This is a genomic window from Enterococcus sp. 4G2_DIV0659 (genome assembly GCF_002140715.2).
Lineage (GTDB): Bacteria > Bacillota > Bacilli > Lactobacillales > Enterococcaceae > Enterococcus_L > Enterococcus_L mansonii.
Genome location: NZ_NGLE02000001.1, coordinates 510,353 through 534,300, shown reverse-complemented (window position 1 = coordinate 534,300; position 23,948 = coordinate 510,353). Strand labels below are relative to the sequence as shown.

The following is a 23,948-nucleotide window of genomic DNA, read 5'->3' as shown; positions in this document are numbered from 1 at the left end:
AGATAGAGTGACTAAATTAAATGAAACATGCTGTGAACAAAAGAGTGGCAATATTCTTAATAGCTAGAAACTTCTCTCTTGAAATGATAAAATGGAACGAGTAGAAGAAAGGAATGATCGATAGATATGGAAGAAGTTGTTAAAATCCATCAACTGGTAGAAAAGCTTTCTTTAGAAGTCGTATATGGCGATGAAGAAAGTTTAAATAGAGAAATTACAACAGGAGATATTTCACGTCCTGGCTTGGAACTGACAGGGTATTTTAATTATTATCCTCATAATCGTTTACAATTGTTCGGCAGTAAGGAAATTACGTTTTCACAACGGATGATACCAGAAGAGCGTTTGATGGTTATGCGTCGTTTATGTGAGAAGGATACACCTGCTTTTATTATTTCTAGAGGATTAGAAGCGCCAGAAGAAATGGTACAAGCAGCAAAAGAAAAAGGGTTGGCTGTGTTACGTTCACCGATTTCTACCTCAAGATTATTAGGGGAATTATCTAGTTATTTAGACAGTCGTTTAGCTGCTAGAACAAGTGTTCATGGCGTTTTAGTGGATGTATACGGACTTGGAGTCTTGATTCAAGGGGATAGTGGTATCGGGAAAAGTGAGACAGCATTAGAATTGATCAAGCGTGGGCATCGTTTAATTGCGGATGATCGTGTGGATGTTTATCAACAAGATGAGTTGACTGTAGTAGGTGAGCCGCCTAAAATATTACAGCATTTAATTGAAATTCGAGGCATTGGGATTATCGATGTGATGAATTTATTTGGCGCAAGTGCTGTACGTGGTTTTATGCAGGTTCAACTAGTTGTTTATCTAGAAGCGTGGGAAAAAGACAAAAAATATGATCGCTTAGGATCTGATGATGCAATGGTGGAAATTGCTAATGTAGATGTTCCACAAATCCGAATTCCCGTAAAAACAGGGCGAAATGTCGCGATTATTATCGAAGTAGCAGCAATGAATTTCCGTGCGAAAACGATGGGGTATGATGCAACAAAATCATTTGAAGAACGCTTAACACGTTTGATTGAAGAAAACTCAGGTGCCATGTAGTTTTGTAGGGGAGTTTGGATTTGGAAATACAACTTGATAGTGATGGAAGTTATTCTTTTTTGTTCTTCGGATTTTTTATGTTGAACAGAATAGTCTATTTATCACTTAAAATTGGGAGGAAACCAAATGTTTGCACAAGTAAATCCGGTGGCACTGAATCTTTTTGGGATAGCTGTATATTGGTATGCAGTGATTATTGTTTCAGGAATCGTACTAGCTGTTTGGCTAAGTAGTCGCGAAGCTGTACGTGTAGGATTAAAGGAAGATGATGTTGTAGATTTTATGCTTTGGGGGTTGCCAAGTGCAATCGTTGGAGCTCGTTTATACTATGTCATTTTTCAATGGCAAGATTATGTAGATAATCCAATAGAAATTATTCTTACTAGAAATGGCGGTTTAGCGATTTATGGTGGACTGATCGGTGGTGGGCTTGCCTTGTTCTTTTTCACAAGACATCGTTTTATTTCTACTTGGACCTTTTTAGATATTGCAGCACCTAGTGTGATTTTAGCACAAGGGATTGGTCGCTGGGGAAATTTTATGAATCATGAAGCTTATGGACCAGCAACAACACGTGCTTTTTTAGAAGGATTGCACTTACCTAAATTCATTATTGATAACATGAATATTGATGGAACATATCACCAACCAACATTCTTATATGAATCGATTTGGAATGTTTTAGGCTTTATTTTATTGATTGTTCTCAGAAGAAAGAAAAACTTCTTAAAAGAAGGAGAAGTCTTTTTAGGCTATATTATCTGGTATTCGTTTGGACGCTTCTTCATTGAAGGTTTGCGTACAGATAGTTTGTACGCCTTTGGAAGTATTCGTGTTTCTCAGCTAGTTTCTCTTGTTTTGTTTTTTGGCGCAATTGTGATGATTATTATCCGTCGAAAAAAAGGATCGTTAAAATTCTATGATCGTGAACAAGGAACCGTGAAAAAATTGATTTAGGACTGCCTATTAAGGTAATGATATGTTAAAATGTAGGATGGGTATAGAAAGTTATAAAATTAGTAAATTAGTTAGAGCGGTAGAGATTTTTACCGTTAGAAACGATTTGCATAGCTAGATTGCAAGTTTAACAAATAGTGCATCAAAAAGTGAACGAGAAAAAGACTAATAGGCTGATGGTCATTTTTTATCTCTCACATAAGTGGATGAGTTTGTTAAGCTTTGCTTAGTTTGAAAGGAGATTTTCACCAATGACGCAAAAAGTTGCTGTTTTAGGACCTGGTTCATGGGGAACTGCATTGGCTCAAGTATTAGCAGAAAACGGGCATGAGGTTCGCATCTGGGGAAATAATCAAGCACAAATTGATGAAATCAATACGTATCACACAAATAAACACTACCTACCTGATCTGGTGATTCCAGAATCAATTCAAGGAAAAGTATCATTAAAAGAAGCTATTGCAGATGTTGATGCGGTATTATTTGTGGTTCCAACAAAAGCGATTCGGTCCGTTGCACAAGAATTTACAGCGAATTGTAAAAATCAACCATTGATCATTCATGCGAGTAAAGGATTAGAGCAAGGAAGCCATAAGCGAATTTCTGAAGTTTTAAAGGAAGAGATTCCTTTGGAAAAAAGAAAAGGGGTTGTGGTTTTATCTGGCCCTAGTCATGCTGAGGAAGTTGCTGTACATGATATTACGACAATTACTGCGGCAAGTGAAGACTTGGCTGAAGCAACCTATGTTCAATCGTTATTTATGAACGATTATTTTAGAATTTATACCAATGATGATGTGATTGGTGTGGAAACAGGCGCTGCGTTGAAAAATATTATTGCTTTAGGTGCTGGTGCAATTCATGGTCTAGGTTTTGGAGATGATGCAAAAGCTGCGATTATGACTCGAGGCTTAGCTGAAATCAGTCGCTTAGGTGTGGCGATGGGGGCTAACCCGTTGACATTTATTGGTCTTAGTGGCGTTGGTGATTTGATTGTTACATGTACAAGTGTTCATTCACGGAATTGGCGTGCAGGCAATCTCCTTGGAAAAGGGCATAGTTTGGATGAAGTTCTTGAAAATATGGGCATGATTGTTGAAGGTGTGGCGACAACAAAAGCGGCATATGAACTTTCAAAACAAATGAATGTGGATATGCCCATCACAGAAGCAATTTATAAAGTATTATATGAAGGTAAAGATGTAAAACAAGCAGCAAAAGAAATTATGCTGCGTGATGGTAAGATAGAAAATGAATTTTCTATATAATTTTTTAGGAGGCCATAAGGCATGAAAGTAAAAAAGGCAGTTATTCCAGCAGCTGGTCTGGGAACAAGATTTCTACCAGCAACAAAAGCGATGGCAAAAGAAATGTTGCCAATCGTTGATAAACCAACGATTCAGTTTATTGTAGAAGAGGCCTTAGCCTCAGGAATTGAAGATATATTGATCGTAACAGGCAAAGCAAAACGCCCGATTGAGGATCATTTTGATGCCAATTTTGAATTAGAAAGTAACTTGCGTGAAAAAAATAAAACAGATTTGTTAAAATTAGTTGAAGAAACAACAGATGTTAACCTTCACTTTATTCGTCAATCTCATCCAAAAGGATTAGGTCACGCAGTGTTACAAGCGAAAGCCTTTGTTGGCAACGAACCATTTGTTGTCATGCTTGGTGATGATATTATGGACGATAAGGTTCCGTTGTCAAAACAGCTGATGAATGATTATGATAAAACCCATGCATCAACGATTGCTGTTATGAAGGTTCCGCACGAGGAAACATCAAAATATGGTATTATCAATCCAGAAGCGGAAGTTTCTAAGGGATTGTATAATGTTAACAGTTTCGTTGAAAAACCAAAACCTGAAGAAGCACCAAGTGATTTAGCGATTATTGGACGTTATTTATTAACGCCAGAAATTTTCCATGTATTGGAATCGCAAGAGCCAGGTGCTGGCGGTGAAATTCAATTAACAGATGCTATTGATACATTGAATAAAACACAGCGTGTATTTGCAAGAGAATTTACAGGTAAACGTTATGACGTAGGGGATAAGTTTGGTTTTATGAAAACAAGTATTGAATATGGCTTGACTCACCCAGAGGTTAAAGCGAATTTACGTGAATATATCATTGAATTAGGTGCTGAACTTTCTAAAGAAGATGCATCAAAAAAGAAATAAGTAAAAAAGATAAGAGATTCTTTGGAGAAGTGTCTCTGTGAAATCTATGCGACTGGAATGTGACTCTTAGAGTTAGGTTCCAGTTTTTTTTAAAATCCAACTAATTGAAAATCTGGGTAGAGAGTTCTACTTGAAATTGTTATAATGGAGCTAGCAAAGTTAACTGAATAATTTGTGGAAATTATCAGTTGATGTTATTCTAAGAATATAGAGTCAATTGATTGGAGGAGCAAGAAGATGACAGGTGGAGAAGTTGCAGCGATTATTGCTGCAGTAGCATTTGCAGTATTGGTAGTGTTTATTGTGCTAGTACTGATGAAAATTGGTAAAACAGTTGAAAAAGTCACTACAACCGTAGATGAAGCGAACAAAACAATTGAGGTTGTTACAAAAGATGTAGATATTTTATCAAGACAAGTTGAAGGACTGTTAGTTAAAAGCAACGAGTTATTAGATGATGTGAATAAAAAAGTAGCAACAATTGATCCATTATTTGCTGCAGTAGCAGATTTAAGTGAGAGTGTGACTGAATTAAATAATTCTAGTAGAAATTTATTAGGAAAAGTTGGTTCTGTAGGGAAAACAACAGCAAAAGCAGGAGTTGTAAGCAAAGTGGGCGGTGCTGCTTTTCGAGCATTTCGTTCTAAACCATCGAAAAAAAGTGAAACAACAAAATAATAAAAGATGACGGAGGAATAAACATGGCGAAAAAAGGCGGATTTTTCTTAGGAGCAGTTATTGGTGGAACAGCAGCAGCAGTTGCAGCATTGTTATTAGCACCAAAATCAGGAAAAGAGCTACGTGACGATTTAGCAAATCAAGCAGATGACTTTAAAGATAAAGCAACGGATTATACAGACTATGCAGTGCAAAAAGGATCTGAATTATCAGCAATTGCAAAAGACAAAGCAAGTGCTTTAGGCGAACAAGCAGGAGACCTGGCTGGGAATGTAAAGGATAAGACAAAAGGTTCTTTAGATAAAGCACAAGGCGTATCTGACACAGTACTGGAGTCTTTCAAAAAACAAACAGAAGATTTATCTGATCGCTTTAAAAAGACAGCACAAGATGTGAATGACCAAGTAGACGAGTTAAGTGATATCGCAGAAGATACCTCAGATGATATTTTTATCGATGTAAAAGAGTCAGCCAAAAAAGCGAAAGAAACAGTATCAGAAGGGGTTGTTGAAGCGAAAGAAATTACAAAAGATGTTCCTGAAAAATTATCTGAAGCAAAACAAGATGGGAAAAATGCTGTTAAAGAAACAGTAGAAGACATTACAGAAAAATAAACGAAAAAACAAAGTCGACACGCAAGTGCTGACTTTGTTTTTTTTGTGTTAATCAAGAATTATTAATTCTTTTGGTGTCTTAGTGAAAGCTTCGCAGCCACTGTGAGTGACATGTAAACAATCTTCAATGCGGACACCAACTTTTCCTGGAATGTAGATACCGGGTTCTATTGAAAAACACATGCCTTCTTCAATGACTAGATCATTTCCTGTGATTAGAGAAGGATATTCATGAACAGTTGTACCAATTCCATGTCCTAAGCGATGATTGAAATACTCACCATATCCGTAGCTGGTGATGACTCCTCTTGCAATATCATCTAATTCACCAGCTGTAATTCCCGGTTTGACTGCATCCATGGCTTTTAATTGGGCTTCTAAAACAATAGAATAGATTTCTTTTTGAAAATCTGTAGGTTCTTTGTAAGCAACGGTTCTAGTAACATCACTACAGTAACCATTATAAATTACACCTAAATCAAATAACACGAAATCATGTTGGGCAACAGCTGTATTTCCTGGATTTCCATGAGGGCTGGCTCCATTTTCACCAGTTAACACTAGTGTGTCAAAACTCATTGAACGAATACCTTGTCGTTTTAATTGATACTCAATTTCGGCAAGTATTTCTTGTTCTTTAGCGCCTTCTTTTACCGCTTTAAAGCCGATTTCTAAAGCTACATCTGCCCAATTTCCGGCTTCCATTAATGTTGAAATTTCAGAGGTTGTTTTAAGTAATTGTAATCTTTCAATGATAGGAGTAACATTTTCTGAAAAATCACTTTGAGGAAAATAATGCTTCAAGAGTTCAAAGCGGGCAACAGTCAAGGCGTCTTTTTCTGTTGCAATTTTATTTGGTAGGCCATTTTTTTTGATTAATTGAGCAATTTTTTCCCAAGGGTTTTCACTATCAAGGTAACCATATACTGGATATATCCATGAACTATTTTGAGCATCATCGACTTCTAGTGCTGGTGTGAAGAGGAATGGTTCATCGTTTAATGAGATAAATAGGGCTAAAACCCGTTCATGAGGATCACTTTCATAGCCAGAAAAATAAGCAATATGTCCTGGATCACTAATATAGGTGAGATCGATTTGTTGATCAGCCATCCATTTTTTTAATTCATTGATCTTATTTTGATTCATAAAAAATCCTTCTTTCTTTTTAATGAAAACAAGGGGAGACAGAAGTGTTGGAAGTTAGTACAACGAACAAGTGAATATATCAATTCATTTGTCAGTATGTTTCTACCCACTTCTAATGAACCACTAGTTTTCTTTATCATACCATGAAATGACTGAATGTGCCTTTTGAAATTAATAGTAAATTTTCATGAAAATAGGATAAAACGGTTGCAAAAGTAAAAAAATTCTGCTATTCTAAGTGAGAAATGTAAACAGCGTTTTCAGAAAACGAAGACAACTATAAATATTTAGGAGAATAAGTATGGAAAAACAAACAATTACCATTTATGATGTGGCACGTGAAGCGAATGTGTCTATGGCGACTGTATCTCGTGTAGTTAATGGGAATCCCAATGTAAAACCTGCGACACGAAAAAAAGTACTTGAAGTAATCGATCGTCTAGATTATCGTCCAAATGCTGTAGCTCGTGGTCTAGCAAGTAAAAAAACAACGACGGTGGGAGTAATCATTCCCGATGTAAGTAATATTTTCTTTGCTTCTTTGGCTCGTGGAATTGATGATGTGGCAACAATGTACAAATATAACATTATTTTAGCCAATTCTGACGGCAATGATCAAAAAGAAGTCAATGTATTAAATAATTTGTTGGCTAAGCAAGTTGATGGGATTATTTTTATGGGACATCACATCACTGATGAGATTCGTGGCGAGTTTTCTCGTTCTAAAACGCCAGTTGTGTTAGCTGGCTCAATTGACCCTGATGAACAAGTTGGTAGTGTAAACATTGATTATAAAGAAGCTGTAAAAGATGCGACAGGTCTTTTAGCTAAGAATGGTAATAAGAAAATTGCCTTTGTGAGCGGTGCATTGATTGATCCAATTAATGGACATAACCGTATCAAAGGCTATAAAGAAGCGTTGGTAGACAATGGTTTGACTTATAATGAAGGCTTGATTTTTGAATCAGAGTATAAATTTAAAGATGGTATCAATTTAGCTGAGCGTATCCGTAATAGTGGTGCAACGGCTGCTTATGTGACGGATGATGAATTAGCGATCGGTTTGCTAGACGGTATGCTGGATGCTGGTGTGAAGGTACCAGAAGAATTTGAAATCATCACAAGTAATAATTCATTGTTAACTGAAGTTTCTCGTCCACGTCTTTCAAGCATTACTCAACCTTTATATGATATTGGTGCGGTTTCGATGCGTTTATTAACGAAGCTGATGAACAAAGAAGAAATAGAAGATAAGACAGTGGTCTTACCTTATGGTATGGATCAAAAAGGATCAACTAAATAATTAATCTAAAAGACAGATACGAAGTGAGAAAAGGCACGTTGTTTCTGTCTTTTGTAAGAAAAAACGACAACTCGAAAATCAGTTGTCGTTTTTTCTTTAATTATTATTTTTACTGGAACTAGGGGTAGTATTTTCCTTTTTGTCATTGTCTTTTTTATTGTCTTCTTTTTTCTCAGTAGCAGGAGGAGCTGTGTTATTGTTTGGTGTCGCATAACGTCCCCAATAAGCACTATAATTTGCATCTGATCCGCCATAACCAAATTTGTATTGGCTTTTTGGCGCGCCATCTTTGGCATAGAAAGAAACAACATTTGGACCAGGTGCGGTATATGTTCCTCCATTATAAGTGAAGGTACCCGGTTTTTCACCTGTAAAACTTGAGACGGTGGACTTGATAACATCTTTAGACAATTCAAACTTTTGACCAGCACCAAATAAATCTGGTCGAACCGCATAAATCGCATTAGCGAGGTTGGCAAGATAGGTGCTGTTTTGATCCCCACTATTTGGACTCATCGCTGTTGGAATATCGTAACCAGTCCAAGAGCCTAAGGTAATGGTAGGTGTTGAAACAATCAGCCAAGCATCTTTATATGAATTTGTTGTTCCGGTTTTTCCGACCCAATCGACATTTCCAAAGGCTGGATTTAATCCATTGATGACATTTTTGAATGGCGTAGTTATTTTAGAATCCAGAACAGAACGCATCATATCAGTCATAATAGATGCTGTTGCTGGAGAATAGACCTGCACAGGTGCATCTTTATGTTCATAGATCACTTTACCACTAGTATCTGTAATTTTTTCGATCATATAACCTTTTTGGTATTGTCCATTATTTGCAAGTGCTTGGAACCCATTTGTTTGGGTCAAAACAGTTGTTTCAACAGTACCTAAAGGAGCAGATTCGACACTCCAACCAATGTCTGCTGGGTAGTTCATTTTACTTAAATATTGATTATAAGAAAAGTTATCATCACCCATTTGTTTTTTCATCGCTTCGTTTAAGTGGTATACAGGAATATTATAAGACCATTCCAGTGAATGACGAACCGTATCAAAAGTATTTGTACCTGAATTTGTTGCATTCGTCAACTCGCCGCCACCAGTATAAGATGTCGGATAATTGGCTAGACGACTTTCTGATCCAATCATTCCTTGATCAATTGCAGGACCATAAACAGAGATCGGTTTAATAGTAGAACCTACCTGACGGATTGTATCCAGTGCATGGTTGCTTTGGCTGACATTGTAGTCACGACCAGCAACAAATCCAATTATCTTACCTGTTTTATTATCAAGTAAAACATTACCTGTCTCAACCAATCCAGCACCATAACCGTCATCTAACATGTAGCCAAAGTTTGCTACAACATTTTGCATTGTATCGTAAACGGTTTGGTCGATTGTGGATTGAATGGTATATCCACGGTTTTGGATTTCTCTACGTGCTTGTTCTTCATACTGGTCAAGCCCTAATTGATCTAATGTGTCTTTTTTGACACCAGCTTTTTCAATATTGATATCCATGATTGTTTTTACTGCTTGTTCTAATACAGCATAGTATAAATACCCCTCTGTATTTTGATTTGCAGCTTGTTGTGGTTGAAAATCTTGTTTTAAATCATAGCTTTTCGCTGTATCATATTCTTCTTTTGTAATTGCTTTTTCCCGATACATACTGAATAAAACAAAATCTTTGCGCTTCATCCCATAAGAGAGATTTTCATCCTCTTTAAGTGCACCTGTATTTGTATACGGAGTGTAAATGATTGGACTTTGAGGGAGTCCTGCGATAAACGCTGCTTGGGGAAGAGTAAGATCATTGGCGTTTTTTCCAAATAATCCTTTTGCTGCTTCTTCAACGCCAGCGATGTTTTCACCCTTGTTATTACGTCCAAAAGGGGACACATTTAAATATGTTGTGACGATTTCGTCTTTTGAAAAGTATTTTTCGATTCGATAAGCGAGCAATATTTCGTTAGCTTTACGTTTAAACGTTGTTTCATCTGTCAAAATTTGTTGTTTGACTAATTGTTGTGTCAACGTAGATCCACCAGATGAGCCGCCCATTCCTGTTGCATCGGAAACCAGGGCACGAATCACAGCTTTGGGAACAACTCCTTTATGTTCTTCAAAATATTCATCTTCTGTAGAAATAATTGCTTTTTTTAGAAGAGGAGAGATGTGTTCAGAGTCTACTCGTGTTCTGATAAGATCAGATTTGATCGTAGCAATTGGTGTTCCATCTGTATAAGTCATCTTGGAAACCTCAGTGATGTCACTGATTTCTGTTTGAAGTTCTTCTTTTGTCGGTGGCTGGGTGTCTTCAACTAAAAAAGCAAAGTAGCCCATGCCGATTCCAAGACCTAAAGCGCCGCCCAGCAGTAATATAACCACTGCAAAGACAAATAATGATTGAAGAACACGAATCACTACATTTATAGTCAAAAAAATCTTTTTCTTTTCTGGTACTTTATAAGAATGTTGTTCCGTTTTACGGGAGTTATTCTGATTATCCAAAAGCTTCACCTCGATAAAATGATACACTCCGTGATATTATAGCAAAAAAATTGGTTAATGAACAGTTGTTCAGGTATTTATAGGCATTTACTCAAAAAAAACTTAAACTATACATGAGTGGACTATTTATTTCTACTAACTACTTCGTTGTATTTTCTTCTAATCGAAATAATACAATTTTTGTGATCAATTCTGTAGGAAGCTCATTATTTAAAGGAAGTTGAATGGCACCTTTGCTTGTTTTGAAGTCTGTAAGTTCCTGTTTAAACGCTTCAATAGCAGATGGCGCAGGGTAAAAACCGATATGATTTTTCATACTAGTAAAGTGAACTAAATTTCCATTTAAATAGAAGGTTGGCATACCATAAGATATTTTTTCTGTTGCTTGGGGAATGAGTTGTTTAATCGTTGTGTAAAGTTGTTGTAGTTTTTCTTGTCGATCTTGTGGCGCTTTTAAAATGTATTCTTCAATAACTGTCATAATGTAAGCCTTCTTTCTTCATCAGGGTTATCTTTAGTATAACAGGTTAAAAGGGTAGGTAAATTTTTTTGTCATTGAAAACGTTGAATTGCAAACAAAGAATTATTTTATGGTAAACTGTGAATGATACAATTGACAGTTTAGAACAAGGCTGCAAAGCTAAAGAGCGGGTTGTGTCAATCATTAGCAAGACAAAGGAGAATTATGATGGATGAAGTAAAAAATTATACAGAAACCATAGATGAAAAATGGCGAGATTCTTATGAACGATTAGCAAAAATTATTGCTGAAAATATACCAGAAGGATTTGTTTTGTGTTTTCAGTATGGGATGCCTACATATGTTGTTCCTTTGACGGTTTTTCCAGAGGGGTATCTGGGGCGGAAAGATGAACCATTGCCGTTTATTAGTTTAGCCTCTCAGAAAAAGCATTTATCCTTGTATCACATGGGCATAATGGGGAATAAAGAGTTATTGACTTGGTTTCAAGAAGAATATAACAAGGCTGTTCCAACGAAATTGAATATGGGCAAAAGCTGTATTCGTTTTACCAATCCTCAAACGATTCCTTATGAGTTGATTGGAGAACTGGTCAGCAAGATGTCTGTGGAGGAATGGATTAATCGGTATCTACATTTTTCTGCTAAATAAATAGAAGCAAAAAGATTGTTTTTTCTGATTGGTTCACGTACTCTTTAAAAAGATGGAAAAATACGTTTATCTAGTGTTTAAACGATCAGATTCTTATGAGAGAAGACAAGCTCATTTAGCTTTTAAAAGTATAGGGAGGATTATTATGTTATTAGGTTCACATGTAAGTATGAGTGGGAAAAAAATGTTATTAGGTTCAGCAGAAGAGGCTGCGAGCTATGGTGCAACAACGTTCATGATTTATACAGGGGCACCGCAAAATACTCGTCGTAAACCAATTGAAGAGATGAATATCGAAACGGGTCAAAAATATATGGAGGAACACAATTTAAGTAATATTGTTGTCCATGCACCTTATATTATCAATTTAGGCAATACAATCAAAGTAGAAAATTTTGGTTTTGCGACAGCTTTTTTACGTCAGGAGATTGAGCGGGCGCATGCCTTAGGGGCGAAGCAAATTACCTTACATCCAGGTGCTCATGTTGGTGCAGGCGTGGACGCGGGGTTAAAACAAATTATCAAAGGTCTTGATGAAGTTTTATGGAAAGAACAAATTCCTCAAATTGCTTTAGAAACGATGGCAGGTAAAGGCACTGAATTAGGTCGTACATTTGAAGAATTAGCAACAATTATCGAAGGTGTTACGCTAAATGAAAAGCTGTCAGTCACAATGGATACTTGTCACATTAATGATGCAGGTTACAATGTGAAAGATGATTTTGATGGTGTATTGGAAGAGTTTGATAAAATTATCGGGTTGGATCGTTTGAAAGTTATTCACGTCAATGATTCTAAAAATCCAATGGGTTCACATAAAGATCGCCATGCCAATATTGGTTTTGGTACAATTGGTTTTGATGCATTGAATAAAGTGGTTCACCATGAAAAACTAAAAGAACTTCCAAAAATTTTAGAAACACCTTATGTTGGTGCAGATAAAAAAACAAGTAAAGCCCCTTATGGCTACGAAATTGCTATGTTAAAATCACAAACATTTGATCCAAACTTATTGGAAAAAATTGAAAATCAAGCGTAAAAATAAAATAAGTGAATGAAGCAGAATAAATGGAAATGCTCTTTTGTAAATTTCTTGTGAGGAATCTGACAAAATAACTTTCCTTTTCTGCTTCTTTCTAGTAAAATAGTTTCTTGAGAGCAATTTATGTAAAATAGGGATATATCCCGCTTAATTTAAAGATAGTAAGTTTAATAGGAATAGTGACTGCGTGAGTAATCGAGTAGCAGAAATTCTTATTCAACTTTTCTAAGTAGAAAGGAGAGATTTAAATGTCAACAGGTTTAGTAGTGTTAATCGCGATTATCGCTTTATTAGTAGGTGCAGCAGGCGGATTTTTCCTTGCGCGCAAATATATGCAAGACTATTTCAAAAAGAATCCTCCCGTTAATGAGGATATGTTACGAATGATGATGATGTCTATGGGACAAAAACCTTCTGAAAAGAAGATTCGTCAAATGATGCAGCAAATGAAGAGCCAAGGAGACAAGTAAGGCTTTTTAGAAGCTATTTCAGAATTCAAAAACACAAGCGGGCCGATTTTTTGGTCCGTTTTTTTGTGCTTATTTTTAGATAAATGAAAGGAGTTGTTTGCAATGGGAAAACAACAAAAGAATGGTGGGAACAAACAGTAGAGAGAATAGAAAAGGAGAAGATACATGTCTATATTTAAAAAATTAGGATGGTTTTTCAAACAAGAAAAAAAGAGTTATATCATTGGCGTATTTTCATTGATTATGGTGGCGCTGGTTCAGTTAGTTCCGCCGAAGGTCATTGGGATCGTTGTCGATAAGATTGCCGAAAAAGACTTAATGATTCAACCTATTTTATTTTGGATTGGTATTTTGTTGGCAGCCGCAATTGCCCAATACATTTTTCGTTATATTTGGCGTATTCATATTTGGGGGAGTGCAGCAAGATTAGAAAAAGAGCTGCGGCGACAATTGTTTCATCATTTCACCAAGATGGATAATGTGTTTTATCAAAAATATCGAACAGGAGATCTGATGGCACATGCAACAAATGACTTGAATGCCATTCAAAATGTTGCTGGAGCGGGAATTTTAACGTTTGCTGATTCGATGATTACTGGTGGAGCAACGATTATTGCAATGGTGTTGTTTGTAGATTGGCGTTTAACGTTAATTGCGCTAATTCCATTACCTTTATTGGCCGTGACATCGAGAGTTTTAGGTGCAAAGTTACATGATGCTTTTCGGGATTCACAAGCGGCTTTTTCAACTATCAATGATAAGACGCAAGAAAGTATTACAGGGATGAAAGTAATCAAAACGTTTGGTCAGGAAAAAGAAGATATTCAAGATTTTACAGAAAAAATTGACGATGCGATTGTAAAAAATAAACGCGTTAACTTTTTAGATGCCTTATTTGATCCGTTTATTACACTCATTATCGGTATTTCCTATGTCTTGACGATTGTGATTGGGGGGCGTTTTGTCACAGACGGAACGATTACCATTGGTCAGTTGATTTCGTTTATCAGCTATATTGGAATGCTCGTTTGGCCGATGTTTGCAATTGGTCGTTTATTTAATGTATTAGAGCGCGGAAATGCAAGTTATGATCGTGTGAATGAGCTGCTGCATGAAAAAACCCATATTGTTGAGAAAAAAGATGCCATTCAAACGCCAGCCAAAGGTCGTTTATCAATGGAAATTACGGAGTTTAACTATCCAAAAGAGAAACAAAAAACCTTGGAACAGATTAATTTTTCAATCAATAAAGGAGAAACCTTGGGAATTGTTGGTAAAACAGGTGCGGGAAAAACAACGATTTTAAAATTATTGATGCGTGAATATGATCATTACAAAGGAAGAATTATCTTTGGAGAGCATGATATCAAAGATTGTTCATTAGATGCATTAATGCATGCCGTGGGGTATGTTCCTCAAGATCACTTCCTATTTTCAATGACTGTGCGAGACAATATTCGTTTTGCTAATCCTGATTTTACAGAAGATCAAGTTGAAAAAGCAGCTGAAATGGCCTTCATCAATAATGAAATCAAAGCATTTCCAAAGGGCTACGATACATTAGTTGGAGAACGTGGTGTGTCATTATCTGGTGGTCAAAAACAACGAATTTCAATTGCTAGAGCCTTGATTTTAGAGCCTGAGCTATTGATTTTAGATGATGCATTATCTGCTGTGGATGCCAAGACGGAAGAAGCAATTCTTTCAAATTTAAAAGAAGCTAGAAAAGAAAAAACGACGATTATCGCAGCACATCGACTAAGCAGTGTGATGCACGCCAAAGAAATCATCGTTTTAGAAGAAGGTAAAATCGTAGAACGTGGCTCACATCAAGAATTGTTGGAACGTAAAGGTTGGTACAAACGGATGTGGGACAAACAACAATTAGAAGCCAAGATTGAAGGGAGTGACGCCTAGTGGAAGAAAAATACGAATCTGAATGGACGAAATCAGTTCCTTTAAAAGAACAAGTCTCAATTGTTAAACGATTGCTTAAATTTGCAAGCCCTTTTCGTCGTACTTTTTTCGCGGCCATTTTGTTTGCACTGATTCTTTCTATTATTAATATTATCTTACCAAGAATCATTCAATTATTTATGGACGATTATTTGACACCTAAAACTGCAACCACTCAAGTGATTTATTTTTTTGCTGGATTGTATTTATTTGGTGTAATTGTTAAAAGTATTATTTGGTTTTTCCAATGGTATTTATATTCGATGGCGTCATTGAAAACCTATCAATATATTCGGGTGAAACTATTCGAGAAGCTTCATACTTTAGGGATGCGTTATTTCGATCAGACACCCGCTGGCTCGATTGTTTCTCGTGTCACGAATGATACAGAAACGTTGTTTGAGTTTTGGTATGTGTTTTTAATGGTTTTAACGGGGATTTTTGCCGTAGTTTCTTCTTTTATCGCAATGTTCCAAATCAATGGGAAAATCGCCTTATATAATTTGATTTTCTTGCCGATTTTATTGATTGTTATCTGGTACTATCAAAAATTCAGCTCTAGAATTTATAGAAGTATGCGAGAAAAATTAAGTCAATTAAATACAAAATTGAATGAATATATTTCTGGAATGCAAATCATTCAACAATTACGACAGGAAACACGTTTAGAAAAAGAATTTGAAGCAACAAACAACGAGTATTTGGCTACACGTTTTTCGATGATTAAAACTAATTCATTACTTTTAGGACCAATCATCAATTTTCTATACACCTTAGCGATTGCATTAACGTTGACTATGTTCGGATATGATGCCTTGCATTCTTATGTAGAAGTTGGTTTGATCTATGCATTTGTTACGTATGTACAAGCGTTCTTTAATCCGATGACTCAGATGATGGATTTTCTAAGTGTATTTACAGATGGAATGGTGGCGGGAAGCCGTATTCTAAAGATTTTTGACACAGAGGAAATGACGCCGCAGCAAAACAGTGGGGCAGATGCTGAAATAGTGCGTGGGAAAATCGAGTTTCGCAACGTTAGTTTTTCTTATGATGGCAAAAATAAAGTATTGAAAAATATTAGTTTTATTGCTAATCCAGGTGAAACGGTGGCTTTAATTGGTCATACTGGAAGTGGAAAAAGTTCAATTATCAATGTGTTACTGCGATTTTACGAATTTTACGAAGGGGAAATATTGATTGATGATCGTGATATTCGTGAGTATCCGTTACCTGAACTCAGGAAAAAATTAGGACTGGTTTTACAAGATGCGTTTATGTTTTATGGCGATATTGCTGGGAATATTCGTATGCTAAATCCAGAAATAACAGATGAGCAAATAAAAAAGGCAGCAGAATTTGTTCAGGCAGACAAGTTTATAGAGACGTTACCTAATAAATATCATGCAAAAGTAATCGAACGTGGTGCGAGTTATTCAAGTGGCCAAAGACAGTTGATTTCTTTTGCTCGAACGATGGTAACAGATCCTAAAATACTTGTATTAGATGAAGCAACAGCTACTATTGATACAGAGACAGAAGGATTGATTCAAGAAGGATTGGAAAAAATGCGTCAAGGTAGAACGACGATTGCCATTGCTCATCGATTATCAACTATTCGTGATGCAAATTTAATTTTAGTTCTAGAAAAAGGTCAGATTGTAGAACGAGGCAATCATGAGAACTTATTAGAGAAAAATGGTTTATATGCAGATATGTACAAGCTACAAAATAGTGATGGCTAATAGAAAACACCGAAAAAAACGTCAAAAGTTTTTTTCGGTGTTTTTTTGTTACTTATAAACAGCGTGTTTTGATAAGATTTCAATGATTTTGTCTCGAACAAAATAAAATATTGATTAAAATAAAATGTGTTTATTTGTATTTGATTTTATTTTTATATCCATTTTTTTCTTTTTTTACGATTTTTTTGAACTTTGAAAAAGGAATAATTCACCTAAAATAAGAATTCAGAACGAAAATAATATTTAGGAGGAAGATTAAAAATGAAAATAGGGACAATAGAAACCCTATTATTATGTGGTGCTATTTTATCTACAGCACTATTGTCGGGGACCAGTTATGCTGAGGAAACAAGAGCAGAAGGTAGAATTATTCTCGAAAAAGACGACCGAGTAAAAGTAGCGGATACAACAAAGGCGCCATAATCCAGTACTGTTTACATTTTACAAGGAACAAACTATTACGCCAAATGGTGGACACGGGGTGAAGAACTAGGAAAGTCTCCTGTTTTGGGAAAAGAACTAAAGTGTCAAATACTAAGAGGATAATTTGAGTTTTTTTAGGAGGAAAATAGAAGTATGAAAATCAAAAAAATTGTGACGTTATTATTATGTGGGGTAGTTCTATCAACAACAATCGCTACAACAACAGGCTATGCGGAGGAAAGAAAACCAGAAAGCAGAGCCGTTATAGGAAAAGATGAACGAGTGAGAATTATGGATACAACAAAGGCACCTTATTCAAGTATTGCTTATCTTTCTGCAGGTAGAGTGTTTGGATCAAGTACAGTGATCGGGAAAAATAAACTACTAACGGCAGGTCACGTCGTTGAAAATGTAAAAACAAGCTGGGATATTAGTCAAGTAAAAGTGTACCCAGCTAGAAATGGGAATACGATGCCGTATGGTAGTTTTGATATTGAATCAGTAGATATACACAACTATTGGAGTGAAGGACATAATCGTGATTTTGACATTGCGGTTGTCACAGTGAAACCCAATAGTAGAGGTCAAAATATTGGTGATGTCGTGCCAATCATTCCGGTTAAAGATGTCCCTTATGTTTCACCAGGAACAAAAGGATCTGTACCAGGCTACAGTCAAGATAAGTATGGAGAGTTGTGGGAAGGAAAAGGTTCAGTCCTTTCACAAACAGTGCATCGCCTTTTCTATGATATCGATGCAATCGCAGGAACTTCTGGATCACCCGTTTTTAATGAGCAGAATCAATTAATTGCTGTTCATACAAGTGAGATTTTGATTGGTGGACTTCCAGTTAAAAATTCGGGATCAAAAATTACTAGATCAAATTATGAATTCATCGCCAAACATTTGGATCAAAAGGAAACAGATACCCAAGCACCAAGCCAAGTGACAGGGCTAAAGGCAACAAATGTAACCCAAAATTCTGCCCAATTATCATGGAACCCATCAACAGATAATGTAGGTGTGGATAAATATGAAGTCTACCGCAATGGTGTAAGAATTGGCGAAAGCAAAACAACAAACTATTCAGTAAGTGGTTTAACAGCAGATACATCATATACATTCACAGTTGCAGCAGTAGATAAAGCAGGAAACCGTTCACAAGTATCATCAGGTGTATCAATCCGTACAGAAAGAGAACCAGTTACCCAAGCGCCAAGTCAAGTAACAGGGCTAAAAGCAACCAATGTAACCCAAAATTCTGCTCAACTATTATGGAATCCATCAACAACTAATGTAGGTATTGATAGATATGAAGTTTATCGAAACGGTGTAAGAATCGGTGAAAGCAAAACAACAAACTATTCAGTAAGTGGTTTAACAGCAGATACATCGTACACATTCGCAATTGTTGCAGTAGACAAAGCAGCTAACCGTTCACAAATGTCTGCAGGGCTAACGGTTCGTACAGAAAAAGAAGCAGATAAACCAGTAGAAGGTCAAACGACATGGGTTCAATCTAAAGTCTATGTAGGTGGAGATAAAGTATTTTACAAAGGAATTGAATACAAAGCCAAGTGGTGGACCCAAGGAAATACGCCGGGAACAAATGATGTATGGGAAAAATTAAGCACAGGAATTATTGAAGAATGGAACTCAAACCTAGCGTATACAGGTAACAGCTTAGTAACTTACAAAGGCACACAATATAAAGCCAAATGGTGGACACGTGGAGAAGAACCAGGGAAATCTCCTGTTTGGGAAAAACAATAAAAAATAGTAGCAAATAAGATTAATCAATCATTTTAGGAGGAAACTATGAAAGTTAGAACAATGACAGCATTACTATTATGTGGTTTGGTTTTATCAACAAGCACACTTACAGTAAATGGCCACGCAGAGGAAAATAAGCCAGAAGGCAGAGCCATTATAGGAAAAGATGAACGAGTAAGAATTATGGATACAACAAAGGCACCTTATTCAAGTATTGCTTTTCTTTCTGCGGGTAGAGTGTATGGCTCAAGTACAGTGATCGGGAAAAATAAACTATTAACGGCAGGTCATGTCGTTGAAAATGTAAAAACAAGCTGGGATATTAGTCAGGTAAAAGTATATCCTGGTAGAAATGGGTATGTTAAACCATTTGGTAGCTTTGATATTGAATCCATAGATATACACAAATATTGGAGTATAGGGGAGAATCGTGACTTTGATATTGCGGTTGTTACAGTCAAACCTAATAGTAATGGACAACATATCGGTGAGGTTGTACCAATAGTTCCAGTGAAAGATGTAGCAAATTTTCCAGTAGGAACTAGAGTATCTGTACCAGGCTACAGTGAAGATAAAATTGGAGAATTATGGGAAGGGACAGGTTCAGTCCTTTCACAAACGACTTATGGACTTTACTACAACGCTGATACCCTCCCTGGAACTTCTGGCGCGCCTATTTATAATGAGAAAAAAGAACTAATTGGTGTTAATACAAGTCACTCTTCTTTCAGTGGTCCAGGAGCATATAATAGTGGTTCGATAATCACTGGTTCAAACCACGAATTTATCGAAAAACACTTAGACAAAAAAGAAACAGACACACAAGCACCAAGCCAGGTTAGTGGATTGAAAGCATCAGCTATTACAACTAATTCAGCTCAGCTTTCTTGGAATCCATCAACGGATAACGTAGGTGTAGATAAGTATGAAGTGTATCGAAACGGATCAAAAATTGGAGAGAGTAAGACAGCTTCGTTTACTGCAAATGGTTTATCAGCAGATACGTCTTATACATTTTCAGTTGTTGCAGTAGATAAAGCTGGAAATCGGTCAACAGCATCAGCTGGATTAGCAATTCGCACAGGAAAAGAGCTGATAGTAGATACTCAGGCGCCAAGCCAAGTTACAGGGGTCAAAGCTAGCAATATCACCAGTACTTCGGCACAAGTATCATGGAACCCTTCAACAGATAACGTTGGTGTAGATAAATATGAAATTTATCGAAATGGTTTGAGAATAGGTGAAAGCAGATCTACAACTTTTGAACTAAACGGTTTAACAGCGAATACCTCTTATACGATTTCAGTTGCAGCACTAGACAAAGCTGGTAATCGTTCTGTATTATCTGCTGGTTTAGCTTTAAAGACTGCCAAAGAACCAGAAAAACCATCTGGAAACCAAACAACCTGGATTCAATCGAAAGTATATGTAGCAGGTAATAACGTTTTCTATAATGGGATTGAATACAAAGCGAAATGGTGGACACAAGGAAATCAACCAGGCAGATCTGATGTATGGGAAAAATTAAGCACTGGGATTATTGAAGAATGGAATTCAAACCTAGCTTATTCTGGTGGTAATATCATTAGCTACAAAGGAACAAAATACAAAGCCAAATGGTGGACGCGTGGAGAAGAACCAGGCAAAGCACCTGTTTGGGAAAAATCTAATTGATATAAAAGAGAATAAACTATTTAAATACAACAAGTGTCTTAATTGAAAAAAAGTTAAGGCATAGCCGCAAAAAGACTTGAAGGCTCTATTGAATACCATGTAATGCGGTGGACTCAAGCAAAAATAATTGAAATCATTTTGGTATACAAAAATAATGTGAGAACGAAGGATGATAAAAATGAAAATTCAAAATTTAGTAACAGTATTATTATGCAGCGCAGTATTATCTACAGCAGCAGTTGCAGCGGCTCCACAAGCACAAGCGGCTCACCCAGTAAGAGAAAAACTAACTGACAACAAAACAAAAATCAACGACACAACCAAAGGCCGTTTCCAAAGTGTAGCATTTATTGATGCAAATGGTGTAACTGGTACTGGAACAGTTATTGGTAAAAATAAAGTCTTAACTTCTTACAACGTTGTTGAAAATTTAAAGAACAATGGCAATCTTGATAAGTCTTTTGTGACACCTGGTAAAAATGGTGAGAACGCTCCTTTTGGTTCATTTCAAGTTGAGTCAGTAGAGTTTGAAGAATCTTGGAGAAACATGGCTATTTTAACAGTAAAACCAAATGAAAATGGTCAAAATATCGGGGAAGTTGTTTCAGCTGTTCCTGTTACAAAAAATCCAGCTATTTTAGTTTGTAACACAGTGACTATGCCAGGTTACGATGCTGACAAAAAAGGTGAAATGTGGGAAAGTCAAGCAACAATTAGTTATAATATTGCTTCTAATTTCTGGTTTAACCAAGCCAGTAGAGATGGAAACTACGGTGCACCAATCTTTGATCAAAGAGGCAGATTAATCGGAATACGTACGTTTGAAAAATACTCAAAAGGTGTTCAAACAAGTGCAGCGAAATTAACAGAAAGTAACTATGATTTTATTGCAAAACATCTGAAATAAAAAATAATTGGTAAACATAAAGTAATTTTGGGGAAGTAAAAGTTTTTAAAACAAGTGCATTATTAGTTAAGAAATAAAACTTGAGTCTACCGCTTTGCATGGTATTTAGGAGTACTAAGAGTCAAATAGTAAGAAGTACCGTTCAGTTATGCGTGGGTGATAAACGGTACCCGCTATATAGAGAGTGAACCAGAACAGATAGTTCGTTTTGGTTCACTCTCGTTTTTATTTTTAACCATGGAAGCAATCAATATTTTTTAAATGAAATTTGGGCAGAAATATAGACAAGCTTTCTTTTAAGTTGTAAAGTAAATGTACTTGAAAAATTCGGAGGTTGAAAATAGATATGTATGATGTAATTATAATCGGTGCTGGACCTGCAGGAATGACTGCGGCTTTATATGCCTCACGTTCTAACCTTTCTGTATTAATGATTGAACGCGGCGCACCTGGTGGTCAAATGAACAATACTGCAGAAGTTGAAAATTATCCAGGTTTTGACTCAATTATGGGGCCTGAATTAGCGTATAAAATGTACGAAAGTGTTGAAAAATTTGGCACGGAAAATGCGTACGGTATTGTAATGGATATCAAAGATCAGGGGACGTATAAAGAAGTAATCTGTGAAGATAAAACATATCAAGCAAAAACAGTCATTATTGCAACTGGTTGTGAGCATCGTAAATTAGGTGTCAAAGGCGAAGAAGAATTTGCCGGGCGAGGTGTTTCTTACTGTGCGGTTTGTGATGGCGCCTTCTTCCGTAATAAAAAACTTTTAGTCATTGGCGGTGGGGATTCAGCAGTTGAAGAAGCGATCTACCTAACCCAATTTGCTTCAGAAGTGGTAATCGTTCATCGTCGTGATGAATTGCGTGCACAAAAAATTATTCAAGATCGTGCGTTTGCCAACGAAAAAATCTCTTTTGAATGGAATACAGTGTTAGAAGAAATCCTTGGCAATGATATGGTCGTTACAGGTGGCCATTTAAGAAATGTATTAACGGATGAAGTCAAAGAAATAGAAGCTGACGGAATCTTTATCTACGTTGGACTGGATCCATTGACTGAACCGTTCAAAAAAGCTGGCTTGACAAATGCTGAAGGCTGGATCGAAACAGACCAAGACATGAAAACAAGTATGTCAGGTGTATTTGCTATTGGCGATGTTCGCGAAAAAACATTACGTCAAATCACAACAGCTGTTGGCGAGGGCGGAATTGCTGGTCAACAAGTCTACAAATATATTGAAGATATGACAGAAACTGAAGAAGTTAAATAATCAATCATTTTGTTAAAGCATTGATTGACCAAGATTTAGGTTGAAGCTTAATCGGTTTTAACCTAGATCTATTTTTATACTATTTAATAGGAGTGAATATGATGAGCCTTGATTTAAAAGCAATCGAAGAAATCATCAATAGTGAAAAAAATGCTGGTGGATTTTCCGAGCTAATCCGCGAGTTGAAAAAGATCGGCATTGAAAAATATGATTATTTAGTAGAAGCTGGTGTGTATCGCTACTACGATGAGGCATCATACATTGAAATCCAACTGAATGGCAAACCTAAAACTGTTGCTGTCAAAGAATCTTCTACAGAAATAAAAAATGCAGTTTTAAAAGCACAAGCTGGAGACATCACATTTGAAACATTTACAGAGCTTGCTGGAGCCGCTGGAGTAACTTATTGGCGAACAGATTTGCTTGCTATGCAGGTGGAGTATTTTGGTCAAAGTGGGGAAATTCTGTTAAGTGAACCAATTCCAGAAGTTTAAACATCAATTAGTGTAACTTTCGGATTAGTGGAATGGCAATTAGTTCACTAAAACTATTAAATTTAGTAGTGATGAGAAATGAAACTAGAATTTCTCATCACTATTTTTATAGCAACAGAATAATTAAGGTTAATTGAACGTTACTCGTTCTTTTTACACTGCTTAATAAAATGAGTTGTTACTTTTCTTTCACGATCTAGCTTTTCAATTTTGACTTGTTCCGCTTCCATTAAACGAATAAATTCTGTAAAAAAAGCGTGGAACAAATGACCGCATGCGTAGTATTCTTTAATGACTTTTTTCTTGTTGATCGGACCTGTGCGGAATTGGAAGAAATGATCTAATACGGCAAGTGGTTCTTGCCAAGAATCTAGACGATCCAATAAACCTTGTAAATCGGTGATATCTTGATAGGGGATTGCTTTTAGGTTATGTAGCTCTTTTTTCATAATGGTTCTCTCCTTTTTTTGAAGCGCTGAATTTCGTGCTTCAGCGCTTCCGAATGTACGCATTGACTTAGGCAACTTTTTTAACTGGCGGTAGCAATGACTTGTATAGTGCAAGCCGGTAGATTTCTA

22 protein-coding genes are annotated in these 23,948 nt (G+C 36.3%); 18 read left to right on the top strand and 4 right to left on the bottom strand.

The features are described 5' to 3' along the window. The first annotated feature begins 126 nt into the window (after positions 1 to 126). The 6 genes from hprK to A5880_RS02475 all read left to right on the top strand — a co-directional run bounded on the left by hprK (position 127) and on the right by A5880_RS02475 (position 5,500). Positions 127 to 1,065, top strand: a complete 939-nt coding sequence (gene hprK, locus A5880_RS02500; protein WP_086331637.1) for an HPr(Ser) kinase/phosphatase — start codon at positions 127 to 129, stop codon at positions 1,063 to 1,065. Between the two features lie 126 nt (positions 1,066 to 1,191). Beyond that, a complete protein-coding gene (gene lgt / locus A5880_RS02495; protein ID WP_086331636.1) occupies positions 1,192 to 2,022 on the top strand; it encodes a prolipoprotein diacylglyceryl transferase in 831 nt (276 codons plus the stop codon). A gap of 251 nt (positions 2,023 to 2,273) precedes the next feature. Continuing rightward, entirely contained in the window at positions 2,274 to 3,290 is a 1,017-nt protein-coding gene (locus A5880_RS02490; RefSeq protein WP_086331635.1) for an NAD(P)H-dependent glycerol-3-phosphate dehydrogenase, read from the top strand. A gap of 21 nt (positions 3,291 to 3,311) precedes the next feature. Beyond that, positions 3,312 to 4,208 (top strand): UTP--glucose-1-phosphate uridylyltransferase GalU, encoded by an 897-nt coding sequence (gene galU / locus A5880_RS02485; protein WP_086331634.1) that lies wholly within the window; start codon positions 3,312 to 3,314, stop codon positions 4,206 to 4,208. Between the two features lie 237 nt (positions 4,209 to 4,445). Further along, positions 4,446 to 4,886 carry a DUF948 domain-containing protein gene (locus tag A5880_RS02480; protein ID WP_086331633.1) on the top strand — a complete coding sequence of 147 codons (441 nt, stop codon included), beginning with the start codon at positions 4,446 to 4,448 and terminating at the stop codon, positions 4,884 to 4,886. Between the two features lie 23 nt (positions 4,887 to 4,909). Beyond that, a complete protein-coding gene (locus A5880_RS02475) occupies positions 4,910 to 5,500 on the top strand; it encodes a YtxH domain-containing protein (protein WP_086331632.1) in 591 nt (196 codons plus the stop codon). 48 nt (positions 5,501 to 5,548) lie between these two features. On the opposite strand, the gene A5880_RS02470 is transcribed toward A5880_RS02475, so the two are convergent. Further along, entirely contained in the window at positions 5,549 to 6,649 is a 1,101-nt protein-coding gene (locus A5880_RS02470) for an aminopeptidase P family protein (RefSeq protein WP_086331631.1), read from the bottom strand. Positions 6,650 to 6,950: 301 nt separating this feature from the next. On the opposite strand from A5880_RS02470, the gene ccpA reads away from it, so the two are divergent. Continuing rightward, positions 6,951 to 7,952, top strand: coding sequence for a catabolite control protein A (gene ccpA, locus A5880_RS02465; RefSeq protein ID WP_086331630.1), 1,002 nt, complete (start codon positions 6,951 to 6,953; stop codon positions 7,950 to 7,952). Positions 7,953 to 8,048: 96 nt separating this feature from the next. Here the strand turns inward: ccpA and A5880_RS02460 are convergent, their stop codons facing one another. After that, positions 8,049 to 10,502 carry a transglycosylase domain-containing protein gene (locus A5880_RS02460; protein ID WP_256924846.1) on the bottom strand — a complete coding sequence of 818 codons (2,454 nt, stop codon included), beginning with the start codon at positions 10,500 to 10,502 and terminating at the stop codon, positions 8,049 to 8,051. Positions 10,503 to 10,614: 112 nt separating this feature from the next. After that, entirely contained in the window at positions 10,615 to 10,956 is a 342-nt protein-coding gene (locus tag A5880_RS02455) for an iron chaperone (RefSeq protein WP_086331628.1), read from the bottom strand. 207 nt (positions 10,957 to 11,163) lie between these two features. Between A5880_RS02455 and A5880_RS02450 the strand changes: the two genes are divergently transcribed. The 11 genes from A5880_RS02450 (at position 11,164) to A5880_RS02400 (ending at position 23,370) form a co-directional block, all read left to right on the top strand. Beyond that, complete coding sequence (locus tag A5880_RS02450) at positions 11,164 to 11,607, top strand: DUF1801 domain-containing protein (RefSeq protein ID WP_086331627.1); 444 nt, start codon at positions 11,164 to 11,166, stop codon at positions 11,605 to 11,607. 145 nt (positions 11,608 to 11,752) lie between these two features. Beyond that, a complete protein-coding gene (locus tag A5880_RS02445; RefSeq protein WP_086331626.1) occupies positions 11,753 to 12,646 on the top strand; it encodes a deoxyribonuclease IV in 894 nt (297 codons plus the stop codon). Between the two features lie 251 nt (positions 12,647 to 12,897). Continuing rightward, positions 12,898 to 13,119: a YneF family protein gene (locus A5880_RS02440; protein ID WP_086331625.1), complete on the top strand. Its 222-nt coding sequence runs from the start codon at positions 12,898 to 12,900 to the stop codon at positions 13,117 to 13,119. 165 nt (positions 13,120 to 13,284) lie between these two features. Further along, positions 13,285 to 15,036 carry an ABC transporter ATP-binding protein gene (locus A5880_RS02435; RefSeq protein ID WP_086331624.1) on the top strand — a complete coding sequence of 584 codons (1,752 nt, stop codon included), beginning with the start codon at positions 13,285 to 13,287 and terminating at the stop codon, positions 15,034 to 15,036. Then, a complete protein-coding gene (locus A5880_RS02430) occupies positions 15,036 to 16,820 on the top strand; it encodes an ABC transporter ATP-binding protein (protein ID WP_086331623.1) in 1,785 nt (594 codons plus the stop codon). Before A5880_RS02435 ends, A5880_RS02430 begins: the two co-directional genes overlap by 1 nt. Positions 16,821 to 17,081: 261 nt before the next feature. Then, a complete protein-coding gene (locus A5880_RS02425; protein ID WP_179190482.1) occupies positions 17,082 to 17,243 on the top strand; it encodes a hypothetical protein in 162 nt (53 codons plus the stop codon). Positions 17,244 to 17,396: 153 nt separating this feature from the next. Continuing rightward, positions 17,397 to 19,016 (top strand): fibronectin type III domain-containing protein, encoded by a 1,620-nt coding sequence (locus A5880_RS02420; RefSeq protein WP_086331622.1) that lies wholly within the window; start codon positions 17,397 to 17,399, stop codon positions 19,014 to 19,016. A 45-nt stretch (positions 19,017 to 19,061) separates the two neighbouring features. Then, positions 19,062 to 20,690: a fibronectin type III domain-containing protein gene (locus A5880_RS02415; protein WP_086331621.1), complete on the top strand. Its 1,629-nt coding sequence runs from the start codon at positions 19,062 to 19,064 to the stop codon at positions 20,688 to 20,690. A gap of 178 nt (positions 20,691 to 20,868) precedes the next feature. Beyond that, a complete protein-coding gene (locus tag A5880_RS02410; RefSeq protein WP_086331620.1) occupies positions 20,869 to 21,597 on the top strand; it encodes a trypsin-like serine peptidase in 729 nt (242 codons plus the stop codon). Between the two features lie 346 nt (positions 21,598 to 21,943). Then, on the top strand, positions 21,944 to 22,876 hold the full coding sequence (trxB, locus tag A5880_RS02405; protein WP_086331619.1) for a thioredoxin-disulfide reductase: 933 nt from the start codon (positions 21,944 to 21,946) through the stop codon (positions 22,874 to 22,876). Positions 22,877 to 22,977: 101 nt separating this feature from the next. Further along, positions 22,978 to 23,370, top strand: coding sequence for a DUF1398 domain-containing protein (locus tag A5880_RS02400; RefSeq protein WP_086331618.1), 393 nt, complete (start codon positions 22,978 to 22,980; stop codon positions 23,368 to 23,370). Between the two features lie 140 nt (positions 23,371 to 23,510). Here A5880_RS02400 and A5880_RS02395 read toward each other — a convergent pair whose 3' ends face one another. Further along, positions 23,511 to 23,819 (bottom strand): hypothetical protein, encoded by a 309-nt coding sequence (locus A5880_RS02395; protein WP_086331617.1) that lies wholly within the window; start codon positions 23,817 to 23,819, stop codon positions 23,511 to 23,513. Positions 23,820 to 23,948 lie beyond the last annotated feature (129 nt).

Bases quoted from the DNA above. Each gene is read 5' to 3' on its own strand.
- A5880_RS02480 (WP_086331633.1), top strand. From the start codon at position 4,446: ATGACAGGTGGAGAAGTTGCAGCGATTATTGCTGCAGTAGCATTTGCA.
- A5880_RS02395 (WP_086331617.1), bottom strand. From the start codon at position 23,819: ATGAAAAAAGAGCTACATAACCTAAAAGCAATCCCCTATCAAGATATC.
- A5880_RS02490 (WP_086331635.1), top strand. From the start codon at position 2,274: ATGACGCAAAAAGTTGCTGTTTTAGGACCTGGTTCATGGGGAACTGCA.
- A5880_RS02435 (WP_086331624.1), top strand. From the start codon at position 13,285: ATGTCTATATTTAAAAAATTAGGATGGTTTTTCAAACAAGAAAAAAAG.
- ccpA (WP_086331630.1), top strand. From the start codon at position 6,951: ATGGAAAAACAAACAATTACCATTTATGATGTGGCACGTGAAGCGAAT.
- galU (WP_086331634.1), top strand. From the start codon at position 3,312: ATGAAAGTAAAAAAGGCAGTTATTCCAGCAGCTGGTCTGGGAACAAGA.
- hprK (WP_086331637.1), top strand. From the start codon at position 127: ATGGAAGAAGTTGTTAAAATCCATCAACTGGTAGAAAAGCTTTCTTTA.
- A5880_RS02475 (WP_086331632.1), top strand. From the start codon at position 4,910: ATGGCGAAAAAAGGCGGATTTTTCTTAGGAGCAGTTATTGGTGGAACA.
- A5880_RS02455 (WP_086331628.1), bottom strand. From the start codon at position 10,956: ATGACAGTTATTGAAGAATACATTTTAAAAGCGCCACAAGATCGACAA.
- lgt (WP_086331636.1), top strand. From the start codon at position 1,192: ATGTTTGCACAAGTAAATCCGGTGGCACTGAATCTTTTTGGGATAGCT.
- A5880_RS02415 (WP_086331621.1), top strand. From the start codon at position 19,062: ATGAAAGTTAGAACAATGACAGCATTACTATTATGTGGTTTGGTTTTA.
- A5880_RS02425 (WP_179190482.1), top strand. From the start codon at position 17,082: ATGAAAATAGGGACAATAGAAACCCTATTATTATGTGGTGCTATTTTA.
- A5880_RS02470 (WP_086331631.1), bottom strand. From the start codon at position 6,649: ATGAATCAAAATAAGATCAATGAATTAAAAAAATGGATGGCTGATCAA.
- A5880_RS02450 (WP_086331627.1), top strand. From the start codon at position 11,164: ATGGATGAAGTAAAAAATTATACAGAAACCATAGATGAAAAATGGCGA.
- trxB (WP_086331619.1), top strand. From the start codon at position 21,944: ATGTATGATGTAATTATAATCGGTGCTGGACCTGCAGGAATGACTGCG.
- A5880_RS02400 (WP_086331618.1), top strand. From the start codon at position 22,978: ATGAGCCTTGATTTAAAAGCAATCGAAGAAATCATCAATAGTGAAAAA.
- A5880_RS02420 (WP_086331622.1), top strand. From the start codon at position 17,397: ATGAAAATCAAAAAAATTGTGACGTTATTATTATGTGGGGTAGTTCTA.
- A5880_RS02440 (WP_086331625.1), top strand. From the start codon at position 12,898: ATGTCAACAGGTTTAGTAGTGTTAATCGCGATTATCGCTTTATTAGTA.
- A5880_RS02410 (WP_086331620.1), top strand. From the start codon at position 20,869: ATGAAAATTCAAAATTTAGTAACAGTATTATTATGCAGCGCAGTATTA.
- A5880_RS02445 (WP_086331626.1), top strand. From the start codon at position 11,753: ATGTTATTAGGTTCACATGTAAGTATGAGTGGGAAAAAAATGTTATTA.